Annotated in this window: 21 protein-coding genes; 11 read left to right on the forward strand and 10 right to left on the reverse strand. The window is 71.6% G+C overall.

What is annotated here, in order from left to right; genetic code table 11:
• Positions 1-14 precede the first annotated feature (14 nt).
• Both ACZ5U5_RS03460 and ACZ5U5_RS03465 read left to right on the forward strand, forming a co-directional pair.
• Positions 15-689, forward strand: coding sequence for a TetR/AcrR family transcriptional regulator (locus ACZ5U5_RS03460; protein WP_469015650.1), 675 nt, complete (start codon positions 15-17; stop codon positions 687-689).
• Positions 690-706: 17 nt separating this feature from the next.
• Complete coding sequence (locus ACZ5U5_RS03465) at positions 707-1,522, forward strand: SDR family NAD(P)-dependent oxidoreductase (protein ID WP_469015653.1); 816 nt, start codon at positions 707-709, stop codon at positions 1,520-1,522.
• Positions 1,523-1,541: 19 nt separating this feature from the next.
• Here ACZ5U5_RS03465 and ACZ5U5_RS03470 read toward each other — a convergent pair whose 3' ends face one another.
• Both ACZ5U5_RS03470 and ACZ5U5_RS03475 read right to left on the reverse strand, forming a co-directional pair.
• Positions 1,542-2,123: an isochorismatase family protein gene (locus ACZ5U5_RS03470; protein ID WP_469015655.1), complete on the reverse strand. Its 582-nt coding sequence runs from the start codon at positions 2,121-2,123 to the stop codon at positions 1,542-1,544.
• Positions 2,116-3,306, reverse strand: a complete 1,191-nt coding sequence (locus ACZ5U5_RS03475; RefSeq protein ID WP_469015658.1) for an amidohydrolase family protein — start codon at positions 3,304-3,306, stop codon at positions 2,116-2,118. Before ACZ5U5_RS03475 ends, ACZ5U5_RS03470 begins: the two co-directional genes overlap by 8 nt.
• A gap of 210 nt (positions 3,307-3,516) precedes the next feature.
• Between ACZ5U5_RS03475 and ACZ5U5_RS03480 the strand changes: the two genes are divergently transcribed.
• Positions 3,517-3,807 carry a YkvA family protein gene (locus ACZ5U5_RS03480; protein ID WP_469015660.1) on the forward strand — a complete coding sequence of 97 codons (291 nt, stop codon included), beginning with the start codon at positions 3,517-3,519 and terminating at the stop codon, positions 3,805-3,807.
• Here the strand turns inward: ACZ5U5_RS03480 and ACZ5U5_RS03485 are convergent.
• From ACZ5U5_RS03485 to ACZ5U5_RS03495, 3 genes are all read right to left on the reverse strand, one after another.
• Positions 3,778-4,497 (reverse strand): DUF2470 domain-containing protein, encoded by a 720-nt coding sequence (locus ACZ5U5_RS03485; protein ID WP_469015662.1) that lies wholly within the window; start codon positions 4,495-4,497, stop codon positions 3,778-3,780. The two genes, ACZ5U5_RS03480 and ACZ5U5_RS03485, sit on opposite strands and share 30 nt — an antisense overlap.
• A 118-nt stretch (positions 4,498-4,615) precedes the next feature.
• Positions 4,616-5,245: an MBL fold metallo-hydrolase gene (locus ACZ5U5_RS03490; RefSeq protein WP_469015665.1), complete on the reverse strand. Its 630-nt coding sequence runs from the start codon at positions 5,243-5,245 to the stop codon at positions 4,616-4,618.
• A complete protein-coding gene (locus ACZ5U5_RS03495; protein ID WP_469015667.1) occupies positions 5,245-6,330 on the reverse strand; it encodes an S-(hydroxymethyl)mycothiol dehydrogenase in 1,086 nt (361 codons plus the stop codon). Before ACZ5U5_RS03495 ends, ACZ5U5_RS03490 begins: the two co-directional genes overlap by 1 nt.
• A gap of 168 nt (positions 6,331-6,498) precedes the next feature.
• On the opposite strand from ACZ5U5_RS03495, the gene ACZ5U5_RS03500 reads away from it, so the two are divergent.
• From ACZ5U5_RS03500 to ACZ5U5_RS03515, 4 genes are all read left to right on the forward strand, one after another.
• Positions 6,499-7,287, forward strand: a complete 789-nt coding sequence (locus ACZ5U5_RS03500) for an ABC transporter permease (protein ID WP_469015669.1) — start codon at positions 6,499-6,501, stop codon at positions 7,285-7,287.
• Between the two features lie 12 nt (positions 7,288-7,299).
• On the forward strand, positions 7,300-7,863 hold the full coding sequence (locus tag ACZ5U5_RS03505) for a hypothetical protein (RefSeq protein ID WP_469015671.1): 564 nt from the start codon (positions 7,300-7,302) through the stop codon (positions 7,861-7,863).
• 58 nt (positions 7,864-7,921) lie between these two features.
• Complete coding sequence (locus ACZ5U5_RS03510) at positions 7,922-8,413, forward strand: glutathione peroxidase (protein WP_469015673.1); 492 nt, start codon at positions 7,922-7,924, stop codon at positions 8,411-8,413.
• Between the two features lie 190 nt (positions 8,414-8,603).
• Positions 8,604-9,791 (forward strand): D-alanyl-D-alanine carboxypeptidase family protein, encoded by a 1,188-nt coding sequence (locus ACZ5U5_RS03515; RefSeq protein ID WP_469015676.1) that lies wholly within the window; start codon positions 8,604-8,606, stop codon positions 9,789-9,791.
• 14 nt (positions 9,792-9,805) lie between these two features.
• Here the strand turns inward: ACZ5U5_RS03515 and ACZ5U5_RS03520 are convergent, their stop codons facing one another.
• On the reverse strand, positions 9,806-10,219 hold the full coding sequence (locus ACZ5U5_RS03520; RefSeq protein WP_469015678.1) for an SsgA family sporulation/cell division regulator: 414 nt from the start codon (positions 10,217-10,219) through the stop codon (positions 9,806-9,808).
• A gap of 214 nt (positions 10,220-10,433) precedes the next feature.
• Here ACZ5U5_RS03520 and ACZ5U5_RS03525 point away from each other — a divergent pair, with 214 nt between their 5' ends.
• From ACZ5U5_RS03525 to ACZ5U5_RS03540, 4 genes are all read left to right on the forward strand, one after another.
• Entirely contained in the window at positions 10,434-11,975 is a 1,542-nt protein-coding gene (locus tag ACZ5U5_RS03525; RefSeq protein WP_469015681.1) for an ATP-dependent DNA ligase, read from the forward strand.
• A 108-nt stretch (positions 11,976-12,083) separates the two neighbouring features.
• Entirely contained in the window at positions 12,084-12,569 is a 486-nt protein-coding gene (locus tag ACZ5U5_RS03530; RefSeq protein WP_469015683.1) for a cation:proton antiporter regulatory subunit, read from the forward strand.
• Between the two features lie 4 nt (positions 12,570-12,573).
• Positions 12,574-13,824, forward strand: coding sequence for a cation:proton antiporter (locus ACZ5U5_RS03535; RefSeq protein ID WP_469015686.1), 1,251 nt, complete (start codon positions 12,574-12,576; stop codon positions 13,822-13,824).
• A gap of 130 nt (positions 13,825-13,954) precedes the next feature.
• Positions 13,955-14,137, forward strand: a complete 183-nt coding sequence (locus tag ACZ5U5_RS03540) for a DUF1272 domain-containing protein (RefSeq protein ID WP_363308458.1) — start codon at positions 13,955-13,957, stop codon at positions 14,135-14,137.
• 95 nt (positions 14,138-14,232) lie between these two features.
• Here the strand turns inward: ACZ5U5_RS03540 and ACZ5U5_RS03545 are convergent, their stop codons facing one another.
• From ACZ5U5_RS03545 to ACZ5U5_RS03560, 4 genes are read right to left on the reverse strand one after another with little or no spacing between them, the layout of a single operon-like run.
• On the reverse strand, positions 14,233-16,089 hold the full coding sequence (locus ACZ5U5_RS03545; protein ID WP_469015688.1) for a gamma-glutamyltransferase family protein: 1,857 nt from the start codon (positions 16,087-16,089) through the stop codon (positions 14,233-14,235).
• 11 nt (positions 16,090-16,100) lie between these two features.
• Positions 16,101-17,177, reverse strand: coding sequence for an ABC transporter ATP-binding protein (locus ACZ5U5_RS03550; RefSeq protein WP_469015690.1), 1,077 nt, complete (start codon positions 17,175-17,177; stop codon positions 16,101-16,103).
• Entirely contained in the window at positions 17,174-18,211 is a 1,038-nt protein-coding gene (locus ACZ5U5_RS03555) for an ABC transporter ATP-binding protein (RefSeq protein WP_469015693.1), read from the reverse strand. Before ACZ5U5_RS03555 ends, ACZ5U5_RS03550 begins: the two co-directional genes overlap by 4 nt.
• Positions 18,208-19,029 (reverse strand): ABC transporter permease, encoded by an 822-nt coding sequence (locus tag ACZ5U5_RS03560; protein WP_469016911.1) that lies wholly within the window; start codon positions 19,027-19,029, stop codon positions 18,208-18,210. The genes ACZ5U5_RS03555 and ACZ5U5_RS03560 overlap by 4 nt, the downstream gene beginning before the upstream one ends.
• Positions 19,030-19,087: the final 58 nt, after the last annotated feature.

Below are 19,087 nucleotides of genomic sequence, written 5' to 3' on the forward strand. Positions count from 1 at the left end.
GTACAGTCGAAGACATGAACAAGGCGAAGGAGTCCGGTTCGGGAGCCCCGGCCACGGACCCGGGCGGCGAGGACCGCAGGCAGCGCAAGGCCCGGCAGACCCGGGAGGCGCTCGCCGACGCGGCCATCGACCTGATCCTGGAGCACGGCCTCGCTGCCGTCACCGTGGAAGCCGTCGCCGAGCGCGCCGACGTCACGCGCCGCACCTTCAGCCGCTACTTCGGCGGCAAGGAGGCGGCGGCGCTCGACTTCACCCGCGCCGACGGCGACCGCATCAACGCGGCCCTGCTCACCCGCCCCGCCGACGAGCCCCCGCTGGCCGCCTATCGCGCGGCGGTGCAGGACTGGCTCGCCGACCCGGACTCCCCCGGCCCGCACCGCCGGGCCCGGCGGCGGGCGCTGCTCGCGCTCGTCGACACGGAGCCCGCGCTGTTCGCCGCGTACGAACGCGTCCGGGTCGACGCCCAGGACGAGTCCGTCCGGATCATCGCCGACCGGCTCGGCACCGACCCCGCCCGGGACCAGCGTCCTGCCGTCGTCGTCGGTGCCGCCGCCGGAGTGCTGACCGCCGCCCTGCGCAGCTGGGCGCGCGGCGGGCACGCCAACGACGCAGACCTCGCCGCACATGTGGAGCAGGCCTACGCCGTCTTGACCGGGGAGGCAGCAAGCGCCGCCCCGCACATCGGATGAGGAAAGTGAAGAGCACCATGAGCACCACCCCCACCACCCCCACCACCCCCACCACTCCCGCGACCGCCCTCGTCCCCGACTACGCCACCGAGTTCGCCGGCAAGACCGCCCTGGTCACGGGCGCCGCCTCCGGCATCGGCCTGGCCACCGCCCGCCGCCTGGGTGCGGGCGGCGCGAATGTCGTCATCGCCGACTACAACGCCGAGGGCGCCGAGAAGGCCGCCGCCCAGCTTCTCGCGGAGGGCGTCAAGGCCGCCGCGGTGGCCGTGGACGTCACCGAGCCCGCTTCGGTCGAGGCAGCGGTGCAGTCCGCCGTGGACACGTTCGGCGGGCTCGACCTCGCGGTCAACAACGCGGGCATCGGCGGGGAGAGCAAGCCGACGGGCGCGTACGACATCGACGTCTACAACCGCGTCATACGCACCAACCTCGACGGCGTCTTCTACTCGATGCGCTACGAACTCCCGGTCCTGGAGGCCGCCGGCGCGGGCGCCATCGTGAACGTCGCCTCGATCCTCGGCTCCGTCGGCTTCGCGGGCTCCCCCGCCTACGTCGCCGCCAAGCACGGCGTCGTCGGCCTCACCAAGACGGTCGCCGCCGAGTACGCCGCGAAGGGCATCCGCGTGAACGCGGTCGGCCCCGGCTTCATCGAGACGCCGCTCCTGCAGAACATGGACAAGGAGGCGTACGACGCGCTCGTCTCCCTGCACCCGGCGGGCCGCCTCGGTCACTCCGAGGAGGTCGCCGAGCTGATCGTGTTCCTGCTCTCGGAGCGGGCCTCGTTCATCCACGGCAGCTACCACCTGGTGGACGGCGCGTACACCGCCCGCTGATCCCCGGTCACCGCCTGGCCTACGGCTTGGTGAAACCGACGTCCTGGGCCCTCGCGACGACCTCGACCTCGTCGCCGAGGGCCCATTCGGCGACCCGGGACACCGTCGCCGCCGGGATCACGTCGCTGATGCCCTCGGCGGCGGGGATGTCCTGCGTCGCGTGCGCGTCGTGCGGAAGGACCACACGGAAGTCCAGCTCGAGGGCCGTACGCGCGGTCGCCGACACGCACATCTCGGACATCACACCGCAGATGGCGAGGTCGCTCACGCCGGATTCGATGAGGAGTTCACGCAGCTGGGTCCCCTCGAAGCCGTCGTCGACGGTCTTGCGGATGGCCACCTCGCCGCGGTCGGCGTCCACCGGCAGGTAGATCTCCCAGCCGGGGGTGCCCGGTTCGTCGTCGGACCCCGGCTCGCCGTCGTTCTGCAGCTGGACCACCAGGGCGCCGGCGGCACGGGCCCGGGTGATCAGGTCGGTCGTCCGGTCGAGGACCCGGGCGGCTTCGGGGACGGCGGTCTCGCCCGTGACGAAGGCGGTCTGCATGTCGACCACGATCAGCGCCTGGACGGGGGATATGGGGTGTGAGGCTCTTTCACTCATGGTCCACCATCTTGCCGTTCGCCATGATCAGCCGTACATCCCCGAGGGCCACCACGTCCGCGAGCGGGTCGCCGTGCACCGCGATCAGGTCGGCGCGAAAGCCCGCGGCCAGGCGTCCGACATGGTCGGCGATGCCCAGGGCGTCGGCGGCCTCGGTGGTCGCCATGTCGATGACGCGGTGAGGCTCGATCCCCAGGTGCTGGTAGAAGCCGAGGCTCTGGGCCAGGCCGTCACAGCCCGCGCGCTGGACTCCCGCGTCCGTCCCCGCGATCAGCCGCGCGCCGTGCTCCGCCATCGTGCGGACCTGGTCGAACATCGCCTTGGCCCGCTCGGCGCCGAAGAACATGGGCAGCATCCGCCAGTTCGGGCTGATCGTCGGGCAGATCCGGATGCCCTTGTCGACGATGGCGTCCAGGACGTCCTCACGCAGGTCGAACCCTTTGCGCGTCATCCAGGTGCAGTGCTCGATGGTGTCGACGCCGGCCATCACGGCGGCCACGATTCCCGCCGTCCCGTGCCCGTGGGCGGCGACCGGCAGTCCCGCCCGGTGCGCCTCACGGACGATCACACGCAGCTCGGGGGCGTCGAACTGTGCCTGCCAGGTGGCGGGGCCGCCCTGGGTGAGGCCACCGCCGGTGGCCATGACCTTGATGACGTCCGCGCCGAGCTCGGCGTTGCGCCGGACCAGGGCCCGCATCTCGCTCTCGCCCTCGACCTCACCGCCGAGGAACCAGCAGTGGCCGCCCTTGGTGGTGAGCGGTGTCGTGGCGGCGACGATGCGCGGTCCGGGCACCCGGGAGGCGGCGATCTCCTCGCGCAGGCGCAGGGTGAGGCGGCCGCGGTCACCCAGGTCGCGCACGGTGGTGACGCCGCTGCGCAGGAACTGCAGCGCCCGCTCCTCCATGGCCGCCATGAGCGTGGTGTCGCTGTGCGCGTCCAGGACCGCCACGGGGTCCTTGCTCGCATCGAAGACCAGGTGGACGTGGGCGTCGATGAGGCCGGGCAGCACTGTGGCGTCGGGCAGTGCGTACCGCCGCGACACGCCGCGTGCCAGCGGCTCGACCTCGGCGCGGGCGCCCGCGGCGACGATGTCGGCGCCCTGCGTCAGTACGGCGCCGTCTGTGACGTACTGGCCACGCGGCCCTGTCAGAACCCGCCCTGCCGTGAGCAGCGTCTGGCTCATCTGGCTCATCTCTGCCTTTCCGGGAAGGAGTTCGAGGAGCTGGCGGTGATGCTGTGAAGCCAGTCTCCATGGTCCGTCACCGGAAGGCAGGAAGTCCGTCACGCGAAAGCGCTGCGGGATGTTCGCGCGGCGCCCCGCGGGTACCCATAGCCTGGGCCGAGTGCCCGCACAGGACATCGCAGGAAGTGTCAGGACGGAGGTCAGGGTCTGATGAGCACGGAAGTCACGGTCCTCCTTGTCGGCGGCGCGATTCTGGTGGTCGCGACCCTTGCGGTCGCGATCGCGCTGCTCGTACGTATGGTCCGCACGCGGCGCACCCTGCGCGCGGCGGGGCTGCCGGTCGAGCGCCAGTGGGTGTTCTGGGGGGCGGTCGCCTATCTCGTCCTGCCGGCCGATCTGCTGCCTGACCCGGTGTTTCTCGATGACATCGGTGTGCTCGTGCTCGCGCTGCGGTCCATGAAATCGGCGAATTCAGGCGTCGGGGGGCGTGGGGCGCAGTAGGGGGCGGCGCAGGTGCCGGGCTTTGGTGAGCAGGACGTGCATGCGTTCGGTCACCTGGGCGAGGTCTTCGACGGGCTCGTCGAAGTCGAGCCGGACGTCCGCCTGGCTGCGTGCCTTCTCCAGGCGCAGCGTCAGGGCGTAGCGGTCGATGGCGAGCGGGCGTACGCGTACGACGCCGTGCAGGCTGTCCGCGCACACGAGCCTGGTCAGCTGCTCGACGGCGTCCTCGTGCGCGTCGGCGAGGTGGGTGAGCAGCCGCGCCTCCGCCTCGGCCAGCGGGTCGGGGGCGGCCAGGGCGAGTTCGTCGAGGTCGATGCCGACGCGGCCGCCTGCCGAGTCGTGCAGCACGGCGCAGGTCGGCGCGAAGATGAATCCCTCCCCGTCGGGTACCAGTGATCCCGAGAGCCACAACCGGGCCCGGATCCGGTCCCTGACCGGTACGGGGGCGACGTCGGCGAACTCGACCAGCGTGGACGGTTCGCCGCGCGGCGCGCAGATCATCGCCGTGGCCAGCGCGCTGTCCGGGGGCGGCGACAGCAGGAGGATGCCCTCCGGCGTGACGCTGTGCGCGCCGACGAGTTCATCCCTGCCGATCTCCGTGGTCACCGCGCAGGACCAAGCGGTGGTGAGCAGTGAGCGAGCACGTGCCGCTGCAGTGGGCACGGTCGTGCTGGCGTGACGGACACCCATCCTTAAACCTCCATTAGGTAAGCCTTGCCTAACTTATCGGAGATCGCGGGGCAGGGCCAGTACGCGAAAGGCCCCGCGCGGTGAACCACGCGGGGCCGAACAGATGCGGGTCGTACGGTCAGTGACCGCGGGCGATCCACTCCTGAAGGTGCGGCGCCTCGGCGCCGACGGTCGTGCTGTCACCGTGTCCGGTCCGCACCACCGTCTCGGGGGGCAGTGTGAGGAGGCGGTCCCTGATCGAGTCGACGATCGTCGGGAAGTCGCTGAACGACCGGCCCGTCGCTCCGGGGCCACCCGCGAAGAGCGTGTCGCCGGTGAAGACCGTGGCAAGGGCGGGCGCGTGCAGGCTGACGGCGCCCAGGCAGTGCCCCGGGGTGTGCAGGACCTTCAACTCCACGCCCGCCACGGTGAGTTCCTGCCCGTCGGACAGCTCGCCGTCGGGGGCGCGGTCGGGGTGGGTCTGCTTCCACAGCTCCGCGTCGGCGGGGTGCAGCAGGATCGGCGCGCCCGTACGGGCGGCGAGCGCCGGGGCCGCGTCGATGTGGTCGTCGTGGGCGTGCGTGCACACGATCGCGACGACCCGGCGCTCGCCGACCGCCGCCGCGATGGCGTCCGCGTCGTGGGCCGCGTCGATGACGACGACCTCGCTGTCGTCCCCCACGATCCATACGTTGTTGTCGACGTCCCAGGTGCCTCCGTCGAGGGAGAACGTGCCCGAGGTGACCAGGTGATCGATGCGCGCGGCCATCAGAGGACCACCACCGAACGCAGGACGTCCCCATGGTGCATGCGCTCGAACGCCTTCTCCACGTCGGCCAGGGCGATCGTCTCCGTGACGAACGCGTCCAGGTCGAGGCGCCCCTGCCGGTAGAGGTCGATGAGCATCGGGAAGTCACGTGAGGGCAGGCAGTCGCCGTACCAGCTCGACTTGAGCGCGCCGCCACGCCCGAAGACGTCGAGGAGCGGCAGGTCGATCCGCATGTCCGGGGTCGGCACACCGACCAGGACGACCGTGCCCGCCAAGTCACGGGCGTAGAAGGCCTGTTCGTACGTCTCCGGGCGGCCGACCGCCTCGATGACGACGTCGGCGCCGTTGCCGTCGGTCAGCTCACGGACCGCCTCGATCGGGTCCGCCGAACGGGAGTTGACGGTGTGCGTGGCGCCGAGGCTCTTCGCGGTCTCGAGCTTCTTGTCGTCGATGTCGACGGCGATGATCTTCGCGGCTCCGGCGAGGCGCGCGCCCACGACCGCCGCGTTGCCCACGCCACCGCAGCCGATGACGGCGACCGAGTCACCGCGCCCCACGTTGCCGGTGTTGATGGCGGCGCCGATACCGGCCATGACCCCGCAGCCGAGGAGTCCGGCCGCGGCGGGCGAGGCGGCCGGGTCGACCTTGGTGCACTGCCCGGCGGCGACGAGGGTCTTCTCCGCGAAGGCCCCGATGCCGAGCGCGGGCGACAGCTCGGTGCCGTCCAGGAGGGTCATCTTCTGCTTGGCGTTGTGCGTGTCGAAGCAGTACTGGGGGCGGCCCCGCAGGCACGCACGGCACTGGCCGCACACCGCACGCCAGTTGAGGATCACGAAGTCGCCGGGCGCGACCTCCGTGACGCCGTCGCCGACCGCCTCCACGACGCCCGCCGCCTCGTGGCCGAGCAGAAAGGGGAAGTCGTCGTTGATGCCGCCCTCGCGGTAGTGCAGGTCGGTGTGACAGACCCCGCAGGCCTGCACCTTCACCACGGCTTCCCCGGGCCCCGGGTCCGGCACGACGATCGTCTCGATCCGTACCGGCTCGCCCTTCGCGCGCGCGATCACGCCCTGTACCTGCTGCGCCATGAGGTCAGCCCTTCTTTCTTCCGGTCTTGCTCCCGGCGTCACTTGCTCGTCAGGCAGCACATGTTCCTCCCCGCATCCTCACAGACCGGGCCCGCTCGCGACGACCCCGGCCGCACGAGTTCCGATCACCGGCGCGGCGTGCTGCCGAATGAGTCCTAGGGTGGGCGGGTGCGTGATCTCGCTGCTCAGGCCCTGCTGCCGGTCAACGCGACGCTCGGCGTGGTGCTCCTCGTCCTGCTGCTCGTCGCCGCCACGGCCGCCGCCGTGTTCCGCCTCTCCCCCGACGGCACGTACGGCAGGGCGCGGGAGATTCTGGTGGCCGGGGTGCGGGCGGCCGTGCAGCTCGGAGTGGTGTCCCTGGTCATCGGCTGGGTGATCCACCACGTCGTGGCGCTCTTCGCCTTCCTGCTCCTGATGTTCGCCGTCGCCGCACGCACGGCGGGGCGGCGCGTCACCTCCAACGGCACCTGGTGGTGGGCGGCGCTGCCGATCGCGGTCCCTGTCGTCCCGGTGGTGGCGGCGCTGACCCTGGCCGGCCTGCTGCCGGTGAAGGGCATCGCCATGATCCCCGTGACGGGCATCCTGATCGGCGGCGCGCTGACCGCTACGGTGCTCGGCGGGCGCCGCTCCCTGGACGAACTCCACTTCCGCAAGGGCGAGTTCGAGGCGGGCCTGGCCCTCGGCATGCTCGACCGGGACGCCCGCCTGGAGGTGATCCGTCCCGCCGCGTCGGACGCCCTGCTCCCCGGCCTCGACCAGACCCGCACGGTAGGCCTCGTCACCTTGCCCGGCGCCTTCGTCGGCATGCTCCTTGGCGGCGCGTCACCGGTCCTCGCGGGCGCGGTGCAGCTGTTCGTCCTGATCGCCCTCATGGCGGTCCAGACGATCGCGGTGGCCACGACCGTCGAACTGATCGCCCGGGGTCAGCTGAACCGGACGAAGATAACCTCGAAGTGACGAGGGGGGACCATGTCGCTTGCTGACCAACTGCCCGCACTGATCGGTGTCGTGGTGGGCTCCGTGGGGTCCTACGCGGCCCAGAGCCTGACCGAGCGGCGCAAGTGGAAGATCCAGAAGCTGGAACGGTGGGACGAGAAGCGGTTCGAGACGTACATCCGCTACGGGAACGCCCTCAAGGTGCAGCTCCGGATCGCTCAGCGCATCGGTGCGGCCATGGGGTACACGGACGTGACCGATCCGCTGGAGCCGAGCCACGGGTTCACCGAACTGGCCGAGGCCGAGTCCCATCGCGCGGCCGAGTGGGAAGCGATGCTGCTGGTCGGGGACGCGGCCACGATCGCGGCGGCCAGGAAGTGGCATGAGGCCGTGTGGACCATAGAGCTCCTCGTACGGGAGGGCGTCAGCGCGTCGACCGACTGGGCCCGAGCACATCAGATAGCAAGCGCCGCACGCGATCACTTCTACGAGAGCGCGCGCGGCGACCTCGGCATCGGCGGGGCTCCCCCGCCCTCGGGAGAATGGCCGCGTCAGTGGCGCGCCGAGCTGTCGGAGCCAACGGAGCCGCGCCCGTAGCAGGCACTGTGCCGGTCTCCCCGCGGGTGCGCGCCGGCCGGAGCGTAGGCTCCGGACCATGTCTGTCTATGACGCGGTAAAGATCGAAAGCCTGCAGGGCGGCCCGGCGAACCTGGACCAGTACCTGGGCAAGGCCGTCCTGATCGTCAATGTCGCCTCCAAGTGTGGGCTCACCCCGCAGTACGCGGGCCTGGAGCGCCTGCAGGAGAAGTACGCGGGGCGTGGCTTCACGGTGCTCGGCGTGCCCTGCAACCAGTTCATGGGCCAGGAGCCCGGTACGTCCGAGGAGATCGCCGAGTTCTGTTCGGCGACGTACGGCGTGACGTTCCCGATGACCGAGAAGGTCGACGTGAACGGCGACGACCGGCACGCGCTGTACAAGAAGCTCGTGGACACGGCGGACGCCGAGGGCCACACCGGCGACATTCGCTGGAACTTCGAGAAGTTCCTCGTTTCCCCGGGCGGCGAAGTGGTGGCCCGGTTCGCCCCGCAGACCGAGCCCGACGCCCCTGAGGTCGTCGCCGCGGTCGAGGCGAACCTGCCGAAGTAGCGTCAAGCGCACCGACAGGGCGCGGCACACCGGCGGTCGCCGGCGGGCCGCGCCTTCGTCGTTCAGTGGTCGTGGTGACCGGCCCGCGCTTCCGCCCGTGGTCTTCAGGGCGTCCATGCCGTGATGTCCCGTACATCCAGTAGGACCAAGCTGACCTGCGGGCTTCGGGCCTCGCTCGTACGGTGACTGAATGGTCATCAGGTACCTCCCGCGCTCCTCATCCGTCCGCACCGCGGCCCTCGCGGCAGCCGCTCTGGTCCTCCTGCCCACACCCGCCACCGCGGCCGGCGAGGAGCCCACGCCGCCCAAGCCGGGCCCCGTGTACTCCTCGAACCTCCTCGACCGGCCCGGCGTCCAGGTGCGGCCCGATGCCGGGGCCCCGGCCGTGCCGAGCGACGTCTCCGCGCTCTCCTGGCTGGTGGCCGACGCCCGTTCGGGCGAAGTGCTCGCCGCCCATAACGCGCACCGTCAACTGCCGCCCGCGTCCACCCTGAAGTCGCTCTTCGCCCTGACGGCCCTGCCCCACCTCGATGCCGTCGCCAGGCACCGGGTCACCCAGAGCGAGCTCTCCGAGGTCGGGGACGGCAGCAGCCTGGTGGGGGTCGAGGCGGGGCGCAGCTACACCGTCGCCGACCTGTGGCGCGGCGTGTTCCTCAGTTCCGGCAACGACGCCGTGCACGTGCTGGCCAAGCTCAACGGCGGCTGGCAACAGACCGTCCGTCAGATGCGAGCGAAGGCTCGCGCCTTGGGCGCACACGACACCCATGTGGTCTCGCCCGACGGATACGACGCGGCAGGTCAGGTCTCCTCGGCGTACGACCTGGCGATCTTCGGCCGGGCGGGGCTCGCGGACCCGCAGTTCGCCCGGTACTGCTCGACGTCGATCGCCAAGTTTCCGCACGGCAGCTGGTCCTACCCCATCCAGAACACCAACCGGCTGCTCACCGGGGCTGACGGTGTGGGCCGCTACCCCGGCCTGTTGGGCATCAAGAACGGCTACACCAGCCACGCGGGCAACACCCTCATCAGCGCGGCGCAGCGCGGCAGCCGCACCCTCGTCGTGTCGGTGATGAACCCTCAGGCGAGCGGCGGGTACCGCGTGTACGAGGAGACCAGGGCGCTGCTCGACTGGGGGTTCAAGGCGGCGGGGCATGTACGGCCGGTCGGCTCGCTGGTCCCCGAGAGCGAGAGGCGGGGCACGGCGCAGGGTCCCGCGCCCGCTGCCGAGCCCGCCGCCCACATGATCGGCTCGGGCGGCCCGGTATGGACCACGGTGCTCTTCTTCACCGCGGGGTCGGCCGCTCTGGTGGCGGGTGCGACGCTGGGGATCCGGCGGCGGCGAGCGGCGCGCGCCCACCGCTTCTCGGAGGGCCCGTAGCCGAGGGCCTCCGCTCAGACGCCGCCCAGCAACCGGTCGAGATCCTGGTCGAGGCCGAGCTCCTCGGTCTCGCGACCCGCCCCCACGACGGCATACGCACGGAGCAGGAACCGCCGCAGCACGGCTCTGTCGAACTGCACCAGGGCCAGACCCTGCGGCGCGTGGAACTCGAGGACCGTGCGCGCCCGCCCGCACGGCCAGATGTGCACGTCACCGCCGCCTGCGGGTGCGCGAAGTCCCTCCTCCAGGAGCTGCCGGGCGAAGATCCACGTGACTTCCGCGCCGTCGAGGGAGGCCTCCGGAGGGAAGACGATCTGCACGGCCAGCGGATCGGCAGCCACATAGCGCAGGGTCACGGGGAGCGCGCGTTCGCGGCCGTCGCGGGTGACCAGGCGGGCGCGGGCGGGCTGCTCAAGGGTGACGGCCATGATCGGACTCCTGTTCTGGCGCAGCTGCCGCTGCTCGCACTGCTTTCTTCTGTGCCTGTTCGAGTCCGGTAAGAGGTGATTCATTACGCGACACACGAGGCAAAATGTGTGACCTGCGCCACTCCCGCCAGATCCGAGGCGTTCGCGCTCGGACGCCGGACAGGCTGCTTGCACCGCGTTTCAGGAAGGGCGACGACCGGGGAAAGGAGAACGCATGCTCCTAGCCCGCCTCGCACACGTTTCCGCCACCGTGGCCACCACCCCCGCCAGGTCCCAGAAGATCGCGCTCCTCGCCGATCTCTTCCGTGCGGCCACGCCCGCCGACGCCCCCATCGTCATCCCGTATCTCGCGGGGCGCCTCCCTCAGGGGAGGCTGGGCATCGGGTGGAGTCTCCTGAAGGAGGCGCCTGCGCCGGCCGTCGAGCCCAGCCTCACCGTGCAGGCCACGGACCAGGCCCTGAGCGCCATCGGCGCCGTCTCCGGGCAGGGCTCCCAGGCCGAGCGCAAGCGGCTTGTGGCGGAGTTGATGGGCGCGGCCACCGCGGAGGAGCAGCGGTTCCTTGTCGGCCTGCTGACGGGCGAGGTGCGGCAGGGCGCGCTGGATGCCATCGCCGTGGAGGGGCTCGCCCGTGCCACCGAGGCCCCGCCCGCCGCCGTGCGCCGCGCGGTGATGCTGGCGGGGGCGGTGACTCCGGTCGCCGAAGCGCTCCTCGCGAGGGGGCCCGGCGCGGTGGAGGAGTTCCGGCTCAGCGTCGGGCGGCCCGTCCTTCCGATGCTCGCGCACGGCGCCGTCTCCGTCACCGAAGGCGTCGGCAAGCTGGGCGGGCCGTGTGCCGTCGAGGAGAAGCTGGACGGCATCCGCGTCCAGGTCCACCGGGACGGAGATGACGTACGCGTCTACACCCGCACCCTCGACGACATCACCGACCGGTTGCCCGAACTCACCTCTGCCGCATTGGAGTTGGCGGGCGACACCTTCATTCTCGACGGCGAGGTCATCGCGCTCGACGGTGACGGCAGACCCCGGCCCTTCCAGGAGATCGCCGGACGCGTCGGGTCCCGCCTGGACGTCACCACCGCCGCCGCGGGACTGCCCGTGTCCCCCGTCTTCTTCGACGTCCTGTACGCCGGAGGACAGGATCTGCTCGACCTGCCGTTCGCGGAGCGGCACACCCATCTGGCGCGGCTGGTCCCGGAGCCGATGCGAGTGCGTCGCGCCGTCGTCGCGGACCCCGCCGACCCGGCGGAGATCGGCGCCGCGGAGGAGTTCTTCGCCGACACGCTGCACCGTGGCCACGAAGGCGTCGTGCTCAAGGCCCTCGACGCCCCGTACATCGCCGGGCGCCGCGGTGCGAGCTGGCTGAAGGTCAAGCCGGTGCACACCCTGGACCTCGTCGTGCTCGCCGCCGAGTGGGGGCACGGCCGGCGGACCGGCAAGCTGTCCAACCTGCACCTGGGTGCCCGGCGCGAGGACGGGACGTTCGCCATGCTCGGGAAGACCTTCAAGGGCATGACCGACGTGATGCTCGGCTGGCAGACCGAGCGGCTGCGTGAGCTCGCGGTCAGCGACGACGGCTTCGTCGTGACCGTACGCCCGGAGCTCGTCGTCGAGATCGCCTACGACGGTCTGCAGAAGTCCACCCGCTATCCGGCCGGCGTCACACTCCGCTTCGCCCGCGTCGTCCGCTACCGCGAGGACAAGTCGCCCGCGGAAGCCGATTCCGTCGAGACGGTGCTGGCGGGACACCAGCCCTAACCCCGGAGCGGGACCTCTACCACCAAGTTCTGGCAAAGAACGGGCCGATAGGGTGACCTTAACGCCGCATTGACGCCCATCAGCCAATCAGCAACTAGGGGAAGAGCTGTGTCCGCTTCACGTCTCAGCCAGACGCCACTCCCAGGCATCGGCATCCGGTACGACCTGACCACCCGAGAACACCGCAGGGTCTCGGTCGTCGCGCACCGGGACGGCGCGCGCACCCTCAGTGCCTACCGTGCCGACGACCCCGACGAGTGCGCGCTCTCGCTGCGACTGAGCTCGGGTGAGGCGGACGCGCTGATCGACGCGCTGATGCCCTCGCACCACAGCCCCAACCTCCTGCACACCACCGATCTCGGCCTGGTCGCCGAGCGCATCGAGGTGGCCGGCTCCTCGCACTGGAACGGACGGGTGCTCGGCGAGACCCAGATGCGCACCGAGACCGGCGCGTCCATCGTGGCGGTGCTGCGCAGGGCCGAGGCGATCCCGTCGCCCGCGCCCGACTTCCGCCTCGCGGGCGGGGACACCCTCATCGTGATCGGCACCCGCGAGGGTGTGGAAAGCGCCGCCGCGATACTCGGGCGGGAGTGATTCGATGCACTCCGCTGTCTTCCTGATCGAATTCGGCGCGATCATCCTCGCGCTCGGGCTGCTCGGCAGATTCGCCGGACGGTTCCGCTTCTCCCCCATTCCCCTCTACCTGCTCGCCGGGCTCGCGTTCGGCGAGGGTGGGCTGCTTCCGCTGGGCGCCAGTGAGGAGTTCGTGGCGATCGGCGCCGAGATCGGCGTCATCCTGCTGCTGCTCATGCTGGGGCTCGAGTACACCGCGAGCGACCTGGTCAGCAATCTCAAGACGCAGTACCCGGCCGGTCTCGTCGACATGGCGCTCAACGCCGTGCCGGGCGCCATCGCCGCGCTCCTGATGGGCTGGGGACCGGTGGCCGCCGTCGTGCTCGCGGGCGTCACCTGGATCTCCTCGTCCGGCGTCATCGCGAAGGTCCTGAACGACCTGGGCCGCCTCGGCAACCGCGAGACACCCGTCATCCTCAGCATCCTGGTCCTCGAAGACCTGGCGATGGCGGTGTATCTGCCCATCATCACCGCCCTGTTGGCCGGTGTCGGCTGGGCCGCGGGCAGTCTCACCCTGGGCATCGCGCTCGGGGCCGCCGGTCTGGTCCTGTTCCTCGCCGTGCGCTACGGCCGCGTCATCTCGCGCTTCGTGTCGAGCGACGACCCCGAGAAGCTGCTCCTGGTCGTCCTCGGTCTGACCATCCTGGTCGCCGGGATCGCGCAGCAGCTCCAGGTCTCCGCCGCCGTGGGCGCGTTCCTGGTCGGCATCGCGCTGTCCGGTGAGGTCGCCGAGGGCGCGCACAGTCTCCTCGCGCCGTTGCGGGACCTGTTCGCCGCCGTCTTCTTCGTCTTCTTCGGCCTGCACACCGATCCGGCGAGCATCCCGCCGGTGCTGCTTCCCGCGCTCGTGCTCGCCGTCGTGACGGCGTGCACGAAGATCGCCACCGGGTACTGGGCGGCCCGCCGCGCCAAGATCTCCGTCAAGGGACGGTGGCGGGCGGGCGGCGCGCTTGTGGCCCGCGGCGAGTTCTCCATCGTCATCGCGGGTCTTGCCGTCACCGCGGGCATCGAGCCGTCGCTCGGCCCGCTGGCCACGGCGTACGTCCTGATCCTGGTGATCGTCGGCCCGCTGACCGCACGCTTCGCGCAGCCGGTGGCCGCACGGCTCTCCCGCAGCCGCAAAGCCACGGCCACGGTGTCCCTGCCTCCTCAGCGGGAGCCGGTCCCGGCCACGGAGGACTCGCTCGACGGGCAGGGCACGGGCGGCCGTTCCTGATTCCGGCGCAGGGTGGGCGCCGGGGCCCGGCCATGGCCCGATCATGTCGAGCATTGGCCGTCCACCCTGCTTCCAAAGCCGAAACCGCCGTCGAAGATGAAGCTCCGAAGAGTCCGATCCAGGAGGAACGATGGCGTTGGAGATGCGGGACCGTTGCGAGCGCTGCGAGAAGGCGGCCCTGCCTCTCGACGCGCCGGCGCGTATCTGCTCCTACGAGTGCACGTTCTGCGAGCCGTGCGCCGTCGGCATGCAGCATGTCTGCCCGAACTGTGGCGGCGAGCTGGTGCGCCGCCCCACACGCGCACCGGCCTGAGGGCACCGCGGGGCTGAGGGCACCGCGGGGCTGAGGGCACGCGCCCCGGAAAGGCTCCGGCCGGGCTCGGGCGGAGCCTTTCCGGGGCGGGCGTCTCACCGCCCCACGGCGTACCCCTGCATCCCGCGCGGGTTGGCCGCCGCCGAGAGGACCCCGGTCCGCGGGTCCCGCGCCACCGCGCACAGCCGGCCCTCCGACCAGGGCTCGCCCACCGTCACGTCGTGCCCGCGCCGCCGCAGCTCCTCGATGACCGCTTCGTCCATGCGGGACTCGACCGTGACGCTGCCCGGACGCATGCCGCGCGGGTAGAAGGAGCCGGGGAAGCTGTCGTTGTGCCAGTTCGGGGCGTCGATGGCGCCCTGGAGGTCGAGGCCTCCGCGTACGGAGTCGCGCAGCGCGACCGCCAGGAAGAAGTGCACCTGCCACTGGTCCTGCTGGTCCCCGCCGGGCGTGCCGAACGCCATCACCGGTACGCCGTCCTTGAGCGCGAGGGACGGTGTCAGGGTGGTGCGCGGGCGGCGGCCTGGCGTCAGGGAGTTGGGCAGGCCCTCCTCCAGCCAGGCCATCTGGAGCCGGGTGCCGAGCGGGAAGCCCAGCTCCGGGACGACCGGGTTGGACTGCAGCCAGCCGCCGCTCGGCGTGGCCGCGACCATGTTGCCCCAGCGATCCACGATGTCCAGGTGGCAGGTGTCGCCGCGGGTGGCGCCGTCCGCCGAGACGGCCGGTTCACCGGGCACCGGTGAGGTGCCGCTCTTGGCGACGGTCGGCTCACCGGCTCCCGCTCCGGGCAGGCCGAGCGCGTCGAAGCCGGGCTCGCCCGCGGCCACGGCGCTCGCGTGGGCGGATATCTTCGGGGTACGCCCGCCGGGGCTGCCGGGGCGCAGGTCGTGCGACGCCTTCTCGCCGATGAGCGCGCGCCGCTCCTCGTTGTACCCATCGGACAGCAGGTCGGCGACAGGAACCGTGCCGGCGCCGTCCGCGTCGCCGTACCAGGCCTCGCGGTCGGCCATCGCCAGCTTGCAGCCCTCGATCAGCAGGTGGACGTAGTCGGCCGAGCCGTAGGCGGGCAGGTCCGCGAGCGCCGAGGGGAGCACGGCGAGCTGCTGGAGGAAGGCCGGGCCCTGGCTCCAGCCGCCCGCCTTGCACAGCGTCCAGCCGTTCCAGTCGTACGTCGCCGGGGCCTCGTAGGTCGCCTCCCAGCCGGCGAGGTCCGCTGCCGTCAGCGTTCCGGTGTGCCGGGATCCGCTGGTGTCGATCGTGGGGCGGCCGGACTGCCGGATCAGCGCCTCGGCGATGAACCCCTCGCTCCAGATCCTGCGCGCGGCGTCGATCTGTTCGACGCGAGAGCCGGTGCCTGCCTCCTCGATCACCCGGCGCCAGGTCGCGGCGAGCGCGGGGTTGCGCAGGAGTTCGCCGGGCTGCGGGGCCTGGCCGTCCGGCAGGTAGATCTCGGCCGACGACGGCCACTCGGTCTCGAAGAGTTCGCGCACCGTCTCGACGGTCTCGCCGACGCGCTCCACGGGCGCGTGGCCGTCCTCGGCGTACCCGATGGCGTACTTGAGGACATCGGCCAGGGACTTGGTGCCGTGGTCGCGCAGGAGCACCATCCACGCATCGAAGGCGCCCGGCACGGCGGCAGCGAGCGGACCGGTGCCCGGCACCAGTTCGAGGCCGAGCGAGCGGTAGTGGTCCACGCTCGCTCCGGCGGGCGCGACGCCCTGCCCGCACAGGACCCGCACCTCACCGTCGGCGGGAGCCAGGATGATCGGCACCTCGCCCGCCGGGCCGTTGAGGTGCGGCTCGACGACGTGCAGGACGAAACCGGCGGCGACCGCCGCGTCGTAGGCATTGCCGCCGTCCTCCAGGACGGCCATCGCGGACTGCGAGGCGAGCCAGTGGGTGGAGGACACCATGCCGAAGGTGCCTTGCAGGGTCGGCCTAGTGGTGAACAAGAGTGCTGCTCCTAGCGTGCGGTGCGGGTACTGGGGATCGTACGGAGGGTCGGGGCGGCGGCCGCGTCCGGAGCGGTGCCGTCGTCGGCGACCAGATGGCAGGAGACCTCGCGCCCGCCCTCTCCGGGAAGCGCCTCTCCGGGAAGCAGGCGCAGTTCCGGCACCTCGACGCGGCAGCGGTCGACCGCCAGCGGGCAGCGCGTGTGGAAACGGCACCCCTGCGGCGGGGCGAGCGGGCTCGGCAGTTCACCGCTGAGGACGATGCGCTCGCGGGTGCGCTGGAGCGCCGGGTCGGGCACGGGCGCGGCGGACAGGAGCGCCTGCGTGTAGGGGTGCTTGGGGTCGGCGAACAGCTCGGCGGTCGGCGCCTGTTCAACGATCTGGCCGAGGTACATGACCGCGATGCGGTCGGCGAGGAACTCCACGGCGGCCAGGTCGTGCGTGATGAACAGGCACCCGAAGCCACGGTCCCGCTGCAGGTCGGCGAGGAGGTTGAGGACGGAGGCCTGCACGGAGACGTCGAGGGCCGACGTGGGTTCGTCGGCCACCAGGAGGTCCGGGTCGACCGAGAGGGCGCGGGCGATGGAGATGCGCTGGCGCTGCCCGCCGGAGAGTTCGTGCGGGTGCCGGTCGGCGTGTTCGGGGCGCAGGCCGACCTGGCCGAGGAGTTCGGCCACGCGCGCGCGTGCCGCGTCCCCCTTGGCGAGGCCGTGCAGGCGCAGGGGTTCGGCGATGATCTGCCCGACGGTCATGCGCGGGTCGAGCGAGGAGGAGGGGTCCTGGAAGACGAGGTGGAAGTCTTTGCGGAGGGGCCGCAGGGCGCGGCGCGAAAGGCGGGTCACATCCGTGCCGTTGATACGGACCGTGCCGCCGGTGGGTTCGTCGAGCCGTACGGCACAGCGCCCCACGGTCGACTTGCCGCTCCCCGATTCGCCGACCAGCCCGACGACTTCGCCCTTGCCGACGGTGAGCGTGACGCCGTCGGCGGCGCGCACGGAGCCACCGGGTGAGGCGAAGTGCCGCTCCAGGTCGACCAGTTCGAGCACCGGTGCCGTCGTATCGCTCTCGCGGGTCTGCGTGGGGATCACTGTCCGGCCTCCTGGATGGTGGGCGTGAGAACGGCGGCGTCCTGCGGGTGCCAGCAGGCCGCCCGGTGCGCGGCATCGGCACCTGCGTTCCGTGACACCGCCTTGAAGCCGGGCCTGCCCGTCGTGCACCGGTCGTCGGCGTGCGCGCAGCGCGGGGCGAAGGTACAGGCGTCCGGTTGCGTGTCGAGGCTCGGCACGAGGCCGGGGATCTCGGGCAGCCGCCGCTTGCCTTCGCCTCCGGGGCGAAGGACCGCGCCGAGCAGACCGCGGGTGTACGGATGGCGCGGCTCGGCGAACAACTCGTCCACCGGCGCCTGTTCGACGGGGCGGCCCGCGTACATGACCAGGACACGGTCGGCGGTGTCGGCCACCACGCCCAGGTCGTGGGTGATCAGCACGATCGCTGTGCCGAGCCGTTCCCGCAGGGACTGCAGGACTTCGAGGATGCCCGCCTGGACGGTGACGTCGAGCGCGGTGGTCGGCTCGTCGGCGATCAGGACGGACGGATCGCAGGCGACGGCGATCGCGATCATGACGCGTTGCCGCATGCCACCGCTGAGCTGGTGCGGATACTCGTCGACACGCTGGTTGGGGGCGGGGATGCCCACCAGGTCGAGGAGGTCGATGGCACGCGCGCGTGCCTCCTTCCTCGACAGGCCCTGGTGGCGGCGGAGCACCTCGCCTATCTGCCGGCCGATCGTCAGGACCGGGTTGAGCGAGGTCATGGGCTCCTGGAAGATCATCGCGATGTCCTTGCCGCGGACCCGGCCGAGTTCCTTCTCGCTCGCTCCGGCGATCTCGGCGCCGCCGAGCCTGATCGACCCCTCGATGTGCGCGGTGGGCGGCAGGAGCCCCATCACGGCCATCGCGGTGACGGACTTGCCGCATCCCGACTCACCGACCACGGCGAGCACTTCGCCCGGTGCGACGTCGTACGACAGGTGGTCGACGGCGTGCACGGTGCGGGTGTCGGAGCGGAAGGAGACCGACAGGTCGCGCACGCTCAGTACGGGATTGCTGACGGGGTGGCTCATCGGGTGGCTCCTCGGGGGTCGAGGACGTCCCGCAGGCCGTCGCCGAGCAGGTTGAACGCCAGGGTGGCCGCGACGATCGCGAGGCCGGGAAAGACCGCCATCCACGGCGCGGGCGCGAGGAAGGACTGGGCGCCGGAGAGCATCACGCCGAGCGACGCCTCCGGTGGCTGCACGCCCAGGCCGAGGAAGCTGAGCAGCGCCTCCCCGATGATCGCGGCGGGGATGCCGACGGTCGCCTGGACGGTCAGCGCGGAGGTGGCGTTGGGCAGGATGTGCCGGAAGAGGACGGTGGCGTCACCGCCTCCGTTGGCGACGGCGGCGGCCACGTAGTCGACGTGCCGCAGCCGCAGTGTCTCCGCGCGGGTGATGCGGATGACGGCCGGGATCTGCGAGATCCCGATGGCGATGGTGGCGTTGGTGAGCGAGGGGCCGAGCACGGCGGCGAGCCCGACGGCGAGCACCAGGAAGGGGAAGGCCAGCATCGTGTCGGTGAGCCGCGAGACCACGCTGTCGGTGAACTTGCCGTAGTAGCCCGCGAGCAGGCCCAGCGGCACCCCGACGACGAACGCGAGCGCCACCGCGACCACGCCCACCTGCATGGAAGCCCGCGCCCCGTACACGACCCGGGACAGTTGGTCGCGGCCGAGGTCGTCGGTACCGAGCCAGTGCGACCAGCCGGGCGCAGCAAGGGCGTTGGCGAAGTCGGGGCGCGCGGGGTCGTACGGCGCGACCAGCGGAGCGAGGAGCGCCGCGAGGACGAACACGGCGGCGATGACGCCGCCGGTCATGGCGAGTCTGTTCCTGCGCAGGGCGCGCAGCTTGCCGCTGCCGCCGCCCGCTCCGGCAGAACGTTTCCGCCCCAGTCGTGTGAGCACC

Source organism: Streptomyces sp. NPDC033177 (assembly GCF_055577715.1).